We start from the raw sequence: 14,848 nt of genomic DNA on the forward strand, positions 1-14,848 counted from the left end.
AGGCGGGTGGCATGGAGTGTCAAGGGGACTTTTCGTGAGTACACGACGAAGCTTGGAAGTTTTGAATTGAAAAAGCTGGTCTTCTGGCAGAATTGCATCTCTATTCATCAGGCGCCGCTCCTGAGAGAGTTGAGCGCGACCCCAGGTGTTGACGTCACAGTCATCGCGGACGAGGACATCCCTCTTGAACGGCAGTCTATGGGCTGGGAGACGGCTGATTACGGCTCCTGCGAGGTGATAATAGGTCCGAGTCCTTCACAGAGGGCGCTGATCCTGAAGAGGCTGAGGAACGCTGATGCTCATTTGTTTTCGGGCCTTGCCTCCTACCCGGGACCGACTTCCTCATTCAAGGATTTGCTGAGAGGGAAGCGTAATCATGTTTCTATCATCAGTGAATCTTGGGACCCGAGAGGTGCCCGGGCTAGCTTGAGAACCCTTCTCTACAAGCATAAGGTGGCCAAATATGGAAATGCTGTCGACTCAATCCTGACCATCGGAGAACTGGCACGCAAGCAATTTGAGCGAGCAGGGATTGCGTCCGGGAAGCTTCAGCCCTTTGGATATTTTGTTGACAAATCAGAAGCGCTACGGATGCCGACTGAAGGGCGTCCCTTTCGTGTTTTGTTTGTCGGATCCATGAGCGCACTTAAGAAGCCTCTGATGTTGCTCGAATCTCTGGCGTCCTTCCCCGATCATGACTGGGAACTTCGTTACGTTGGAGAAGGGTCCGAGCTCGGTAAAGTGCGACGATCGGCGGAGTTCGCTGGTGTTGGACAGCGCGTTTCATTTCTACCGTTCGGTAGTAATCGACAGGTTCGTCAGGAAATGGCGGACGCTGACTTGTTGGTCCTTCCAAGCTCCTACGACGGCTGGGGAGTTGTTGTGAACGAGGCGCTCCAATCCGGAACACGAGTGGCAGTCAGTAGCGCCGCTGGTGCGAGTGAACTTGTGCGGGGTGAGCTCCAGGGTTGGACATTCTCACCAGCCCACCCGACGGAACTGGCAGACGTGATAAGTTCGGCCAGACAACAACTCGGGAGTGATCGGCGTCGATTGATTGAATGGTCTGAAACTGCGATATCGCCTCAGGCTGCTGCACAGTACTTGCTTGCCGTGGTCGAGCTCGACGGAAGAGGCGAAGACGATGCGAAGGCGGCGCCATGGTTGATCTAGATACACGGCGACGAAATGTAAAATTTCGTTCTGCTGCAGGCGTTCTCACTTTTATGGCCTGGTTAGTGTCTTGCGCGGCAATCGTAATGGGTCCGTCCTTCATTCTGGGACTTTGCGGCGTCGTTTTGCTCCTTGCGCTTATGGTTGTTAGGGCCAGTCCGTCGCTTTGGATATTTCTTGCCAGTATTTGTATTGTGCTGTCTTCAAGTTTATGGACTTCAGAATCTGGCGTCCTATCCGCAGCGTATCGATTTACCGCGATCATCTTCATTATCCTAAGTTTTGTGGCAGGTTCACGGTCTGCGTCCACGTCCGTATCATCAGGCTCACCAAGGATGTACGGGATCCTTGGTCCCTTGTTCATTTATCTCATTGCAGCCATGCTTGCTCACAATTCTTGGGGCGACTTTATTGGCTATAGTGCTGCGCTAATTATCTTGATGTTTGGCCTCGGTGTTCTTCCGCGCGTGTCCCCCCAGCACCTGTACTTTGGCTTGTTGGCGGCCCTGCTCGTCGTAGCTGCATCATCTTTAGCGGCCGGAATCATCCTTCCCGAGACCGCCTTGGCAGGTGGACGCTTGCGTGGATTGACAACGAACGCCAACCTTCTAGGTTTCTACTCGTTCTGTTTGATAGCGCTTGCCATCCTTTATAGGCCACGCTCCCTAATTTCTCGAATTGGCCTTTGTGTGGGAATCCTGTCTCTATTCTGGACCGGAAGTCGGGCTAGTCTACTTGCCGTCGGTGTACTTGTCCTGGGTCGGATTTTTTTCGGTTCAAAGCAGAAGCGTGGTTTGTCTTGGCTACTAATGGGATTTCTTATGCTCACTCTCTTTGCATTGGGAATAGGTGATACGTTTTTGGACAAGGCCTTGATCGCAGATTCTAATTCGCGGATTGGTACTTTGAATGAGGCGCAGCGCGTTCTTCAGTTGGCGCCTTGGACGGGTATTGGTCTGAACGAAAGCGTTGAGGTTGCAAGTAGTCCACTTCGTGCGTTCGTACATGCTGGGTTCTGGGGAGTGATGGCGGTTGCTGCGATGTGGGTTTCCCTGCTTGTCTCTGGAAAATCCTTTGGCTGGCGCAGCGTGGTACTAGCCTTAGCAGTAATCGCTCATAGTTGCTTTGAGGGTTGGATGCTATCTCCGATCGGCCCGATATTCATGATCTTCATGCTGATGTGGTTCGCAGTATGCAGGATAGGAACTGCGGCTCAAAAAAACGGCAACCAAGATGCGGCGAGTCCCCTGCGTCAGCAGCAGGGGGACAATGAGCAACCCCAGCGCCGTCATTCGCCACAAGCTGAGCAGCAATAAGTCGGCGCGTCCCTTTCGGGTCCAATGGTCGATCCTCGATAGGCCACAGCGAAGTTCCAGGACATTTACAAGCGAAGAATTGATGGAAATTTGAGAGTCGTAGTTTACAGCGCATTTTTCCCCCCCTCATTTCTGGGCGGAGGGGCTCTAAAATCGGTATCCGCTATAGTGTCACAAGCACCGGAACGTTTCGATACCACTGTCATCTGTTCTGATACTGATCTTGGTCAGACCACTCCACTTGACGTTGTGAGAAACGCGCCCACGCGGTGGGAGAGCGCGAGCGTTCTCTACACAACGGTGGGCTCTGCGGTCGACTTAGTGCGGTCTCTCCTTTACGCCCGGAATCTCAGACCCGAAATAGTCTACGTTAACAGTTTTTTCGACCCTTTGTTTTCAATCTTGCCATTTATTATTTGGCGCCTGAATCCACTTAGTCGAACTAGGTTCGTAATTGCGCCACGGGGCGAATTCGGCCCTGCAGCCCTCCTGCTTGGGAAGGAAAAGAAGTCTGCCTTCCTTTTTCTTTTCCGAAGAATGTATTCAAGCCAGCGGATCACATGGCATGCATCAAGTCCGATTGAGTCCGAGGATATCCATAAGACCATCGGACAGCAGGTGATGGTCATAGTCCAAGAGGACAACACGGTTTTACCAGAAGAACCGTTGAGTCCTGCTCGGGGAGGTACAACCCTTCGCGCTGCCGTATTAGGCCGACTTGTTCCCGTAAAGGGTATCGAGGAATTATTGATCTCTCTTCGTAATGCACGCGCCCAAATTGTGTTGGATATCTTCGGTCCCGAGGAAGATGCTGAATATTCCAAACGTTGCTATGTAGTCGCAGAGTCGTTGCCGCCAAATATCACAGTCACATTCAAGGGCAGCCTCGACAGTTCGGTCGTTGTGCAGACTCTCAACGGTTACGATGTCCTCTTGCACCCCACTCGGGGAGAAAACTTTTCGCATGTCATCGCTGAGGCGCTTTCTGCCTCACTTCCAGTCATGTGTGCCGACGTTACGCCTTGGACTCCACGATTAAAGGCCGGAGGGGGTGTCGTACTACCGGAATGCTCCGTGGAGTCTTGGACTTCTGCGGTCTCAGCATATGCAGGACTCCATCCTGATGAGCGGCTCCGTCGGCGCTTAGAGGCGGGCCGAGCATACAGGTTGTGGAGAAGGTCATCGGCACAGAGGCATCATATTTTTGAGCTCGTTGAAGAGCGCCATTTGTAGCGAGCAGCTGAAACTTAGCAACTCGTTCCTTCCAGAGCGCTAACATCGGCTGTCTTAGCCTTGATCCACCGATCCGCGGTTGGTCCTGCTTGATTTCGGGGCCGGCCGCGGTTTTGTGGCTTGTATCTCTTGAGTACCCCCTGTTGAGGTGGGTGGTCGTCGTTTACGGGCCCTTCGCAGATTGGTTGGGTCCCCGGATAGAAGTCCAGTGTTTGTGTGAGTTTCGTGTCCGAGAATGGACACAGGAGGAAATTCACGAATCATGGCACGCAGACACACCCCCGAGCAGGTCATCGCCAAAGTCCGGCAAGGCCAGAAAATGCTCAATGACGGACGTCCGATGGTCGAGGTCATCAAGGAGCTCCAGGTCACCGAGGCGACCTGGTATCGGTGGCTGAATCAGTACGGGTCCGAGAAGAACGCCGAAGCGTCCAAACGGACCAAAGAGTTGGAGAAGGAGAACGCCCGGCTCAAGCGTCTGCTGGCGGAGAAGGAACTGGCCATCGACAACCTCAACGAGGTAGCCAAGGGAAAATTCTGAGCCCCGAACCCCGCCGCCGTGCCGTGCGCATGGCGGTGGAGAAGTTCGGGGCGTCCGAACGCTTCGCTTGCGCGGTCCTGGGCCAGAACCGGTCAGCGTTCCGCAAGAGGAAACCCGACATGGGCTTCGAGGAAGCCCAGCTCCGCGCAGCCCTGCGCACCGTCGCCGGGAAGCACCCCGCTTGGGGCTGGCGGAAGGCCCGCTGGCACCTGCTGGACCAGCCCGAGTGGGACGGCGTGGCGCTGAACCGGAAGCGGGTGCGCCGGCTCTGGCGCGACGAAGGGCTGACCTGTAAACCAAGGGCGCGGAAGAAGCGCCGCACCGGGCCCGGCGCCGGTGAGCAGAAACGGCTCACGGCCAAGTACCCGATGCACGTGGTCAGCTTCGACTTCCAGTCCGATGTGACCTCCTGCGGCCGGCACATCCGGTTCTTCAACGTCATCGACGAATACACCCGCACCGCGCTGGCCATCATCCCGCGCCGGTCATTCAAAGCCACCGACGTCGTCGCGGTGCTGGAGAACATCATCGCCGAAACCGGCACCGCCCCCGACCTACGTCCGGTGCGACAACGGGCCGGAATTCACCGCCGCCGCATTGGTCGACTGGTGCAACACCGCCGGGGTCGACACCGCATTCATCGACCCGGGATCGCCTTGGCAGAACGGCTTCATTGAATCCTTCAACGCCCAATTCAGAAGGGAACATCTCTCCGGAGAAATCATGGACACCATGGCCGAAGCGAAGTATTTGGCCGACGAATGGAAAGCTATCTACAATCATGAACGGCCCCACGGATCCCTGGACGGCATGACGCCGAAACGCTACTGGGAAACGTGGACCGAAAAAACCACATTAGCTATCGCATAGACGCTGGACTGCTAACGGGGGCCCAACCAAGCATAAACAGACGGGTATTCGGACAACCGATCCAAGGTCATGCGCACTGCACGGTCACGGACTTCGGGAGGGAACTGCTTGGGCATAATCACTATCTTTCTCACAGAAGATAGCGGCATCAAACCCGGGACGGTTCAACAGGGGGTACTCAAGAGATACAAGCCGCCAAAGGAGATCACCGAACAGACAGCCGCCCAACTCCCGTTGGTACCGTTCAGCTTGAAAAATTCCGCAGCGGCGGCGGGCTACTCCTCGCGGATAGTCGCAGCACTTCGCTTGGCAAAGCCCGACATCAAAGTTTTGTGCTTCGTTTGGCTGCAGAGCATTAGCAGGGGAAGAGCGACGAATAGAAAGTATGAAACCGCAGAGGCCATCACGAAGGAATGCACATCGCCGATTGCTAGGCTCGTGACCTTGGCCAGGATCAGAAGAATTGCGCCAAAGACAAACACCCATGCTTGGCTCCGGATGCGATCGGCAGCGTTCAAGTAGTTCGTCGAGATCAAGACACTGGCTGTGCTTATCATGAGCAATAAGAAGTAGAGCAGGTCAGGAAGATCCGGGGCTACACGGCCACCGCTGAGGTAGCTGTATATGGGGCCGCGCACCAATACGATAACCACACTTCCCAGGGCCGCTAAGCCGACGCTGACGAGGGTCACCGAGACAAAGAGTCGATGTAGACGGGCAGTGTCTGCCTGCGTGCGCAGTCGTCGAAAGACGGGCCAAAGGGCCAATGCGTATGTTGAAACGATCATCGGCAACATATCGAAAGGCCGCTTAGCCACGTTGAAATAGACCAAGTCGCTCGGACTGCCAAAGATATTCACGAGATACGGATCCAGGGCCGAAATAAGCAAGTAACAGACCTGCATCACAAGAAACCACTTACCTACGCTAAATGTGTGGCGATTCTCCCTCACCGCTTGCACAATACCTGGCATCTTGCCCACTGGTGCCATTCCCTGCGACTTCAAGAAGAGAAAAGCATTCAGCCAGCTAAAGATCGACACCGGCAACATGTACGAAACGATCAGGAGGTAGAGGTTGGGTGACCACAGCAAGACGGCTAGTGACAGGCCGAGCCCGACCGTCTTCCCTACACCCTCCCAAATGACAGCTTGCGACGCTTTCTCCTGCGACAGTTGAATTCTCTGCACAACGGATGCCGGTACGGCTGAAAGGAAACAGAAGAGGCCAAGCACGAGGGACACGAATATTATGGATTCATCACGCTGCTGACCGCTCGAAATCGAGTATACATATGCGATGACTACTCCTATGAGGAGCCAGGTTAGCGCAACGACACTGAGCAGCTTTATGAGGCCTCGAATGCGAGTTTCATGTGTTCGAAGGCCTATGCCTCTTGCATGGTCTGACCCAAATTCATTTACGACACTGTTGCCAATGCCCAGGTCGGGAGCTACGACTAAACCCGAAACATAGGTAGCAAGCAGCCAATAGGCGAAATGGGTGACCCCGAGTTGACTCAACCCCACCGGGGTAATGATGAGCATTCCGAAAGCTGCAACCGTCCGTGGGAAGACGGAGGCCGCTCCATACAAGAATACGCTATTCGTTGAGATCCTGCGCCACGCAGCGGTGCTCGTGCCAGCCAAGCCCATCGGACTACACCACCGTGGTGGAGACGCCACCCATGAAGCCTGACATATCGGAAACGATGACCTGCCAGTCGTACTCGCATTCTATGAAACTTGGAGCCGATGCTGCCTTCTCCGCGAAAATCGCGTAGTTGTTCTCTGCGCGTCGAAGGGCTTCCATGACGCTCTCCGCGCTCACCTCGGCAACAACCAGTGCGAATCTAGACAACAGCGCGGATGGCAGCACAGCGGTGGTAGCAACTGGGACTCCCGACCCAAGAAGTTCGATCAGCTTTGAAGGAAACGCGTTTACGGACACGGGGTGGTCTAGATCCCGCAAATTGAAGGCAAGATTGGAGCGCAGGACAGCAGCCTCTACTTGCGATTTGACCCCAACACCGTGATAGACAATCCCCTCATGCCGCGCCGCATACACTTCAACCATTGATCGCAGGTTGCCGGTGCCATACAGGTGAAGCACTACAGGTCGTGTTGACGAGTCGTCGCGATTTCGCAGAATGACTCCGTCCATCATTTGCTGGATCCCGTTGTAGACCTCGAGTGCGCCAGCGTAGATGACACTAAATTCCTCGGAAAGCGGACGTCCCCATGGCTTGGCCCGCTCTACATCAAAACCTATGCGGGTCCTCAAAGTGCGTCCATTCAGCCTCGAGAACCTCTCTTCAGCCTCTCGAGTGACCACGAACAGCCCAGATAGGGCGCGCAATAAGAGTATACCTAGGCCGAAGTACGCGTTCACTAGTGTCCGCTTGACTGGAGCGAACCGTTCGGACGACCCGACGTGGGTGTCAAACACGATTGTGTATGCGTTAGCGCCAAGGGCTCGTGCAAGCACCAGTGGCAGAACCATAAGTGGGTCGTATCCGAACGATATAACTTGAGTGCCTCGCCGCTTCTCACGAAGCAACTCCCTCGTTAGACTCCAAGCTGACGTAAATCCACGGGGCTCAGACCTCAGACCAACGAGCTTCAAGCCATCGAGCCGCGCGTCGTCTACTGCAACGAGTGAGATTACCGTAGTTGATTGAATCTCGGCGAATGCACGTGCTAGTTGCAACTCATACGACTGGCTTGAAGTAGTTGCATCGTCGATTGAAAGAGACTCCAACGTCGCGGATACGATTATTGTGCGAGTCATGGGTCCCTGTAGTTCGAGTGCCGACATGCTCACCTCCATCCGAAGGCAGCAGCTATCGCTTTTCCTAGGATCTAGGCAATCCCGGAAGTTGTCAAGGTGAATGAGGCCAGTGGGAGTTAGCGGTCCACGGCCCAGGGCTCCTGACATGGCCGGGGGTCCGTGTGGGTGATTTGTTGAGTTTCCGGGGATTGGGACTGCTGAAGGTTTGATTGACACTTTGCCTGTGAGGATTTGATCCTTGCGGGTGGAATGATGTTCATCATGCCCAAAGCTTTTCCCGAAGAGTTCCGCCGCGATGTCGTCGCGGTTGCCCGCAAGGGCGAAGCACCCGTCACCCAGATCGCCAAGGACTTCGGTGTTTCACCTGCTGCCCTGCACCGCTGGATGAAGATCGCCGACAAAGAGGACGGCGTAGCGTCCGGGGCGGTATCCGATGACGCCGCGAAGCTGCGGGAGGCGAAAAAGCGCATCCGGCTCCTGGAGCAGGAAGCCGAAGTCATGCGCCGCGCCGTGGCCTATATGTCCCGGGACATCAATCCAAAAAAATGATGTACCCGCTGGTCCGCGAGCTGGCTGCCAGGGACGCCCCGGTTCGGGTTCCCGTGGCAGTGTCCTGCCGGGTACTGAATTTTTCCAGACAGGCCTACTACCAGTGGGCCGCAAACCCTGTCCCTGCCCGGGACTGGGAAGAAGCGCACCTGATCAACGCCGCCATCGATCACCACCGCGACGATCCTGCCTTCGGTTACCGGTTCATCGCTGATGAGATCAACGCCGGACCCAGTGCCGTGGCCAGCGAACGCCGAATCTGGCGGCTGTGCTCCCAGAACGGAATCCTCTCGGTGATCCACCGCCGGCGCCGGTCAGGGATCAAGGCCGGCCCGCCGGTCCATGATGACCTCATCGAGCGGGACTTCAGCGCCACGGCCCCGAATCGGAAGTGGCTGACGGACATCACCGAGCACCACACCGCTTCAGAACCTCTTGCCTAAACATCCTGGGGGACAGATATGCCCGATCCAGCGGACCAGAACGCACGCGCTCATGCAGAGGATGCAGGGCAGCCGCAGCTGCGTCGTCGTGACCTTCGTCGTGCCGACGGCGAGCTGATGGATGCCCGGACAGGAACCATGCCAGTTATACCGCCCACCCCTTCCAGCCAGCCCGACGCCGGCAAGCCCGTGATACGCCGGACGTCGTGGGCGGAGGCAGCGGCAGCGGCCGACGCCGGTCAACCAGCCACGCACGCCCCGGCGCCTTCCCGCGCGCCCGCCTCCGCCCCGGGCGCCGAACAGCAGACTGCCGAACAGGACTCAAGTACCTCTGCCTCGGCCGGGCCTGCCGCGGAGGCCGCGCCGGCGCCGTCGGACGCTCCTGCCGGAACGCCTGCCTTCCGGCGCGTGCGGCCCACCGTTGCCGACACCATCGCTGACGCCCCGATGCCGGACTTCATCAGCTCGCCCGGCTTGTTCGTCAAGGAGCAGAAGCCGCGCCCCGTGGGTGGCTTCCGCGGGGCCATGTACAACCTGACCGGCGGGTCCTGGAACATGGGCCCCGGGGCCAAGCAGCGCAACGAGGAGGAGTTGGCCCGACGCATCTCGCGCCAGCTGCAGGGCAGTTACAACACAGCTGTGTTAAGTCTCAAGGGCGGCATCGGCAAGACCTCCACTACGGTGGGCGTGGGCCTGACCCTCGCCGAATACCGCGGGGATGCGCCCTGTGCCATCGATGCAAATCCGGACTCGGGCGACCTGGTGGAGCGTGCCCTCGGTGAGGGGATCTACCAGCAGGCAAGCCCGCGCACCATCACGGACCTGCTCAAGAATATTGAGTCTGTGGACTCACTCACCGCGCTGGCCCGGTACATGCACCATGCGGGCCGGCTGCACCTGATCGCGGGGGAGCAGGACCCGGAGGTCTCCGACTCGCTCACCGCGGCCGAGTACCTGCGGATCCGCAAGCTTATCTCCGGCTACTACTCCGTGGCACTGACCGACTGCGGCACCGGCGTGACGCACAACGCCATGAGCGGGATCCTGCAGTCCGCGGACAATCTGGTGATCGCCGCCGGCTACGCGGTGAGCGGGGCCAAGCGTGCCCGCAGCACCCTGCACTGGCTGGCGAGCCACGGGTACGAGGAACTGGCCCGGAACGCGATCGTGGTGATCACGGACAAGGACGAGGTGTCCTCCCGCGTGGACAAGGACGCCATCGAGGAACACCTGTCCGGCATCTGCCGCGAACTCATCGCGGTCCCGCACGACCGCGGCGTGGCCGACGGCGACCTGGTGACCCTGGACGTGCTCAGGCCCGAGACCCGGCGCGCATACCGGGAGATTGCTGCGGCGATTGTGGACGGGTACCGGTAGGGCACCTGCGGGATCGATGGCGCGTTCTTACCGCGTGTCCACATCCTCGAACACCAGGAACGTCTGCGTATCGATCACGCCGGGCATGGCCTGCAACTGGTCGAAGATGACCCGCCGCAGGTCGATATTGTCCACAGCGCGGACAAGGAGGATTACATCGAAGTCTCCGCCCACCAGTGCGACGTGGTGTACCTCCGGTATGGCCGCCAGCTGGTCGCGCAGTTCGCGCCATGAGTGCTGCCTCAACTTCAGGGTGACGTAGGCGGAGGACTTGAGGCCCGCCTTGATCGGATCGACGATCGCAGTGAACTTGGCCAGCACCCCCTCGCCCGTGAGCCTGGCGATGCGGGTGTAGGCGTGCGCCCGCGAAATGTGGACGTTCTCAGCCACCTGCGTCACGGACATCCTCCCGTCCCGGGTGAGTTCGGCGATGATGCGGCGATCGACGTCGTCCAGCGGCACCTCACCGGGCTCTCCTTCAAGTCGTGCCAATTCGTCCACCGCTCCCGCTCGTTATCCAGATCACATTTCAATTCGTCTTCTAGAGTAGGTCCATCCGGCGGAACCTTCCACGATTTGGTGAACTACTGGATACGAAACTTCCTCGAGGGCCATACTGGAACCGACTAGTGGCTACAGAAGGACGGACCAATGACGATCTCCGCGGACCACCCTGCGCCGGACCAGGCCCAGCGTTTGCCGGCTGAAGACGCAGTATCCGAAGCGGTGCGGAAGTTCGGCATCACGGTGGAGGACTACATGCTGCCCGCCCGGCACCAGATCCAGATGGTGGACCCGGACGGACGGCTCATGGCAGAAAGTGAGCAGGGCACAGAACCCGGCCACGAGTATCCGCTTCCCGCGGATGAGGAACTGCTGGCCGCTTATGAGCAGCTCGTCGTCGGACGCCGCGTCAACGATCAGAATTCGGCGCTCGTCCGCCAGGGCCGCATGGCCGTGTACCCGTCCAGCCACGGCCAGGAAGCCTGCCAGGTGGCAGCCGCACTGTGTCTCTCCGACGGCGACTGGCTGTTTCCCACCTACCGGGACGCCGTGGCAGTCATGGCCCGGGGAGTTGATCCCGTGGAAACCATGACCATCTTCCGCGGAGACTGGCACAGCGGCTACGATCCGGCCAGGCACAAGGTGGGCATCCAGTGCACGCCGCTCACCACCCAGCTGCTGCATGGCGTGGGTGTGGCGCACGCGGCAAAGCTCCGCGGCGAAGACACCGTTGTCCTGGCGATGTGCGGGGACGGCGCCACCAGCGAAGGCGACTTCCATGAGGCCCTGAACTTCGCCGCCGTCTTCCACCTGCCCGTTGTCTTCTTCGTCCAGAACAACAAGTACGCCATCTCGGTGCCGCTGGCGCACCAGTCCGTGGCGCCGTCGCTCGCCCACAAGGCGGTGGGCTACGGCATGGCCGGCGAGCGGGTGGACGGCAACGACGTGGTGGCCCTCCTCGCCGTGCTGGACCGGGCAGTGAAGCTCGCACGGGAAGGTTCCGGGCCGCTCCTCGTGGAGGCACACACGTACCGGATGCAGGCACACACCAACGCCGATGATGCCACCCGCTACCGGCAGGACAGCGAGGTGGCCGAGTGGCTGGCTAAGGATCCCATCAGCCGGATGAAGACGTACCTCACCGGGCGGGGACTGCTGGACGACGACGGCGCCGCGCGGATCGCTGCTCACGCTGAGGACGTTGCCACTCAACTTCGCGAGGGGCTGGGTGAGGACGTTCCGGTGGACCCCCAGGAACTCTTCCGGCACGTGTTCTCCGTGCCAACACCACAGCTGAAGGAACAGTCAGCCATGCTGGCTGACGAACTTGCCCGGGAAGCGTCATCTGAGGAGTCGCCGAAATGAGTCCGACCATCACCACTTCGTCAGAAGCGAACGGCAACGTCAGTGCGGCAACTGCCCGGGCTGCGGCTTCCGCCGCTTCTGTGGCTGAAGCTTCCGGGCCGCAGGCCGTCACCATGGCCAAGGCCCTCAACACGGCATTGGCTGATGCCATGCACGCCGACCCGTCCGTCCTGGTCTTCGGCGAGGACGTGGGCCTCCTGGGCGGGGTCTTCCGCATCACCGACGGCCTCACCAGGACGTTCGGGGAGCAGCGCTGCTTCGATACCCCGCTGGCCGAGTCCGGCATTGTGGGCATGGCCGTGGGCATGGCCATGAACGGGATGCGGCCGGTGGTGGAGATGCAGTTCGATGCGTTCGCGTATCCGGCGTTCCAGCAGATCGTCAGCCACGTGGCCAAGATGCACAACCGCACCAGGGGGACCGTGAAACTGCCCATGGTGATCCGGGTTCCCTACGCCGGCGGGATCGGGGGAGTGGAGCACCACTGCGACTCCTCCGAGTCCTACTACGCCCACACCGCGGGCCTGAAGGTGTTCACGCCCGCCACCGTGGCCGACTCGTACCGGATGCTGCGGGAGGCCATCGACTCGGACGATCCCGTCATGTTTATGGAACCGAAGAAGCTCTACTGGTCCAAGGACCTGGTGGACCTAGAGGATCTCCGGGCGCAGCACTTGGCGAACGCGGACGCCGGGGTGTCCTCGGAAGGCCGTGCCGCCGTCGCCCGGTCCGGGACTGACGCAACGCTCATCGCCTATGGACCGTCGGTGCCCACGGCGCTGGCGGCAGCCGCCGCTGCTGCCGAGGAGGGGCGCTCCCTGGAAGTCATCGACGTCCGCTCCATCGTTCCGTTCGACGACGAGACGGTGTGCGCGTCCGTCCGTAAGACCGGCCGGGCCGTGGTGATCGCTGAAGCCCACGGCTTCGCGTCCGTATCCTCCGAGATCGTGGCGCGGGTCCAGGAACGCTGCTTCCACTACCTCGCCGCCCCCATCCGCCGCGTGACGGGATTTGACGTCCCGTACCCCGCTCCGAAGCTCGAGCACTACTACCTGCCCGGCGTGGACCGCATCCTCGACGCCGTAGACGACCTCCAGTGGGAGAACTGACCATGAGTGAACCGAAAGTATTCCTGCTGCCCGACCTCGGCGAAGGCCTGACCGAAGCCGAGCTGGTCAACTGGCTTGTGTCTGTGGGGGATGAGATCCGGGTGGACCAGCCCATCGCCGAAGTGGAGACGGCCAAGTCCATGGTGGAAGTCCCGTCCCCGTACGCCGGCACTGTCACGGTGCTCCATGGCGAACCAGGCCAGACGCTGGATGTGGGCAAACCGCTGATCTCGGTGCTTCCGGTGGGTGCGCCGACGCCGGTGGTTGAGCCTGGCTCGGTGGTTGAGCCTGTCGAAACTGAGCCTGCCGAAACCGGTGCCGCGGCTACCTACCGCGAGGAGGAGAAGGCCGGTTCCGGAAACGTGCTGATCGGGTATGGAACGCCCGGCGGCGGTGGCGCTGCCCGGCGAACCAGGGCCCCCCGCGTGGGTTCGGCGAGCTCAACCAACGACCATCCGGTGATTGAGCCTGACGCCCAGAAGGCGGCCGATGACCTGCTGCTGCTCCGCACGAGGGTCCCGGGCAAGCTAGGCGCGGTCATTTCACCGCTCGTCCGGCGCATGGCCCGGGAACACGGCGTGGACCTCGGCGACATTCACGGGTCCGGGGACAGTGGGCTGATCATGCGCAGGGACGTTGAGGCGGTCATCCATCCGGCGGTTGAGGTTTCGACAGGCTCAACCACCGAACGCCCGGTGGTTGAGCCCGTCGAAACCCAGGGGGCTGTCGATTCCCGCACTGGCCTGGGCATTTCGTCCCGGACGCCCGTCAAAGGTGTCCGCAAGGCCGTGTCCGCCAACATGTCCCGCAGCCGTGCGGAGATCCCTGAGGCCACGGTCTGGGTTGACGTCGATGCCACGGCGCTGGTGGAACTCCGGGCAGGCCTCAAGAAGTCCGATCCGCACAATACCCCGGGTCTCCTCGCGTTCATCGCGCGTTTTGTCACGGCCGGGTTAAAACGATTCCCGGACCTGAACACCCGCATCGAAACTGCTGCCGACGGCTCCCAGGAGATCGTTGGCTTTGCCGGCATCAACCTGGGCTTCGCCGCCCAGACGGACCGCGGACTGATGGTCCCTTCGATCCGCAACGCGGACAAACTCAGTGCCCGCGAACTGGACGCGGAGATCCGCCGACTTACCGCCATCGTACGCGAGGGCAAGGCGACGCCGGAGCAGCTGGGCAGCGGCACGTTCACGCTGAACAACTACGGCGTTTTCGGCGTGGACGGTTCCGCAGCCATCATTAACCACCCCGAGGTGGCAATCCTCGGAGTTGGCCGGATCATCGACAAGCCGTGGGTGGCGGACGGGGAACTCGCGGTCCGCAAGGTCACCGAACTGACGCTCACGTTCGATCACCGCGTGTGCGACGGCGGCGCAGCAGCCGGGTTCCTCCGGTTCGTGGCCGATGCCATTGAGAAGCCGACGTCCATCCTCGCCGACATATAGGTGGCCTTGGTGGACGAAACCGCAGAGCTGTTGGGCGAGCACCTGAAGCAATGGAGAATCGTGCTTGGCCTCAGAGCTGGCCGCGGACCGGGCCAATCTCTCCATGCCCACACTGCGCCGCCTTGAT

Annotated in this window: 10 protein-coding genes and 2 pseudogenes; 9 read left to right on the top strand and 3 right to left on the bottom strand. The window is 59.8% G+C overall.

What is annotated here, in order from left to right; genetic code table 11:
* Nucleotides 1-66 precede the first annotated feature (66 nt).
* The 4 genes and pseudogenes from NG696_RS05835 (at nt 67) to NG696_RS05845 (ending at nt 5,133) form a co-directional block, all read left to right on the top strand.
* Nucleotides 67-1,173, top strand: a complete 1,107-nt coding sequence (locus tag NG696_RS05835; protein WP_252574692.1) for a glycosyltransferase family 4 protein — start codon at nt 67-69, stop codon at nt 1,171-1,173.
* The gene (locus tag NG696_RS05840) at nt 1,161-2,489 is read left to right on the top strand and encodes an O-antigen ligase family protein (protein ID WP_252574694.1); all 1,329 of its coding nucleotides are present in this window, start codon (nt 1,161-1,163) and stop codon (nt 2,487-2,489) included. The genes NG696_RS05835 and NG696_RS05840 overlap by 13 nt, the downstream gene beginning before the upstream one ends.
* A gap of 621 nt (nt 2,490-3,110) precedes the next feature.
* Nucleotides 3,111-3,722: a glycosyltransferase gene (locus NG696_RS21080; protein ID WP_374211182.1), complete on the top strand. Its 612-nt coding sequence runs from the start codon at nt 3,111-3,113 to the stop codon at nt 3,720-3,722.
* Nucleotides 3,723-3,984: 262 nt separating this feature from the next.
* Nucleotides 3,985-5,133 (top strand): annotated as a pseudogene (locus NG696_RS05845) (IS3 family transposase).
* 275 nt (nt 5,134-5,408) lie between these two features.
* Here NG696_RS05845 and NG696_RS05850 read toward each other — a convergent pair.
* Nucleotides 5,409-6,680 carry a lipopolysaccharide biosynthesis protein gene (locus NG696_RS05850; RefSeq protein WP_252574696.1) on the bottom strand — a complete coding sequence of 424 codons (1,272 nt, stop codon included), beginning with the start codon at nt 6,678-6,680 and terminating at the stop codon, nt 5,409-5,411.
* 112 nt (nt 6,681-6,792) lie between these two features.
* Complete coding sequence (locus NG696_RS05855; protein WP_252574698.1) at nt 6,793-7,950, bottom strand: glycosyltransferase family protein; 1,158 nt, start codon at nt 7,948-7,950, stop codon at nt 6,793-6,795.
* Between the two features lie 234 nt (nt 7,951-8,184).
* On the opposite strand from NG696_RS05855, the pseudogene NG696_RS05860 reads away from it, so the two are divergent.
* Both NG696_RS05860 and NG696_RS05865 read left to right on the top strand, forming a co-directional pair.
* Nucleotides 8,185-8,894: pseudogene (locus tag NG696_RS05860) on the top strand (transposase); the annotation flags it as partial.
* Between the two features lie 39 nt (nt 8,895-8,933).
* The gene (locus NG696_RS05865; RefSeq protein WP_252574700.1) at nt 8,934-10,292 is read left to right on the top strand and encodes a MinD/ParA family ATP-binding protein; all 1,359 of its coding nucleotides are present in this window, start codon (nt 8,934-8,936) and stop codon (nt 10,290-10,292) included.
* 27 nt (nt 10,293-10,319) lie between these two features.
* Here NG696_RS05865 and NG696_RS05870 read toward each other — a convergent pair whose 3' ends face one another.
* Complete coding sequence (locus NG696_RS05870) at nt 10,320-10,784, bottom strand: Lrp/AsnC family transcriptional regulator (RefSeq protein ID WP_252574702.1); 465 nt, start codon at nt 10,782-10,784, stop codon at nt 10,320-10,322.
* Nucleotides 10,785-10,943: 159 nt separating this feature from the next.
* Here NG696_RS05870 and NG696_RS05875 point away from each other — a divergent pair, with 159 nt between their 5' ends.
* The 3 genes from NG696_RS05875 to NG696_RS05885 are packed head-to-tail and all read left to right on the top strand — an operon-like array spanning nt 10,944 to nt 14,721.
* The gene (locus NG696_RS05875; protein ID WP_252574704.1) at nt 10,944-12,161 is read left to right on the top strand and encodes a thiamine pyrophosphate-dependent dehydrogenase E1 component subunit alpha; all 1,218 of its coding nucleotides are present in this window, start codon (nt 10,944-10,946) and stop codon (nt 12,159-12,161) included.
* Nucleotides 12,158-13,270: an alpha-ketoacid dehydrogenase subunit beta gene (locus tag NG696_RS05880; RefSeq protein ID WP_252574706.1), complete on the top strand. Its 1,113-nt coding sequence runs from the start codon at nt 12,158-12,160 to the stop codon at nt 13,268-13,270. Before NG696_RS05875 ends, NG696_RS05880 begins: the two co-directional genes overlap by 4 nt.
* Before the next feature lie 2 nt (nt 13,271-13,272).
* The gene (locus NG696_RS05885; protein ID WP_252574708.1) at nt 13,273-14,721 is read left to right on the top strand and encodes a dihydrolipoamide acetyltransferase family protein; all 1,449 of its coding nucleotides are present in this window, start codon (nt 13,273-13,275) and stop codon (nt 14,719-14,721) included.
* The last annotated feature ends 127 nt before the right edge of the window (nt 14,722-14,848 follow it).

Source organism: Pseudarthrobacter cellobiosi (assembly GCF_023913755.1).
GTDB classification, from domain to species: Bacteria; Actinomycetota; Actinomycetes; order Actinomycetales; family Micrococcaceae; genus Arthrobacter; species Arthrobacter cellobiosi.

Excerpts from the sequence above, each read along its gene's own strand:
- NG696_RS05840 (WP_252574694.1), top strand. The coding sequence starts at position 1,161 with ATGGTTGATCTAGATACACGGCGACGAAATGTAAAATTTCGTTCTGCT.
- NG696_RS21080 (WP_374211182.1), top strand. The coding sequence starts at position 3,111 with ATGGTCATAGTCCAAGAGGACAACACGGTTTTACCAGAAGAACCGTTG.
- NG696_RS05850 (WP_252574696.1), bottom strand. The coding sequence starts at position 6,680 with ATGCTCATCATTACCCCGGTGGGGTTGAGTCAACTCGGGGTCACCCAT.
- NG696_RS05855 (WP_252574698.1), bottom strand. The coding sequence starts at position 7,950 with ATGTCGGCACTCGAACTACAGGGACCCATGACTCGCACAATAATCGTA.
- NG696_RS05865 (WP_252574700.1), top strand. The coding sequence starts at position 8,934 with ATGCCCGATCCAGCGGACCAGAACGCACGCGCTCATGCAGAGGATGCA.
- NG696_RS05875 (WP_252574704.1), top strand. The coding sequence starts at position 10,944 with ATGACGATCTCCGCGGACCACCCTGCGCCGGACCAGGCCCAGCGTTTG.
- NG696_RS05880 (WP_252574706.1), top strand. The coding sequence starts at position 12,158 with ATGAGTCCGACCATCACCACTTCGTCAGAAGCGAACGGCAACGTCAGT.
- NG696_RS05885 (WP_252574708.1), top strand. The coding sequence starts at position 13,273 with ATGAGTGAACCGAAAGTATTCCTGCTGCCCGACCTCGGCGAAGGCCTG.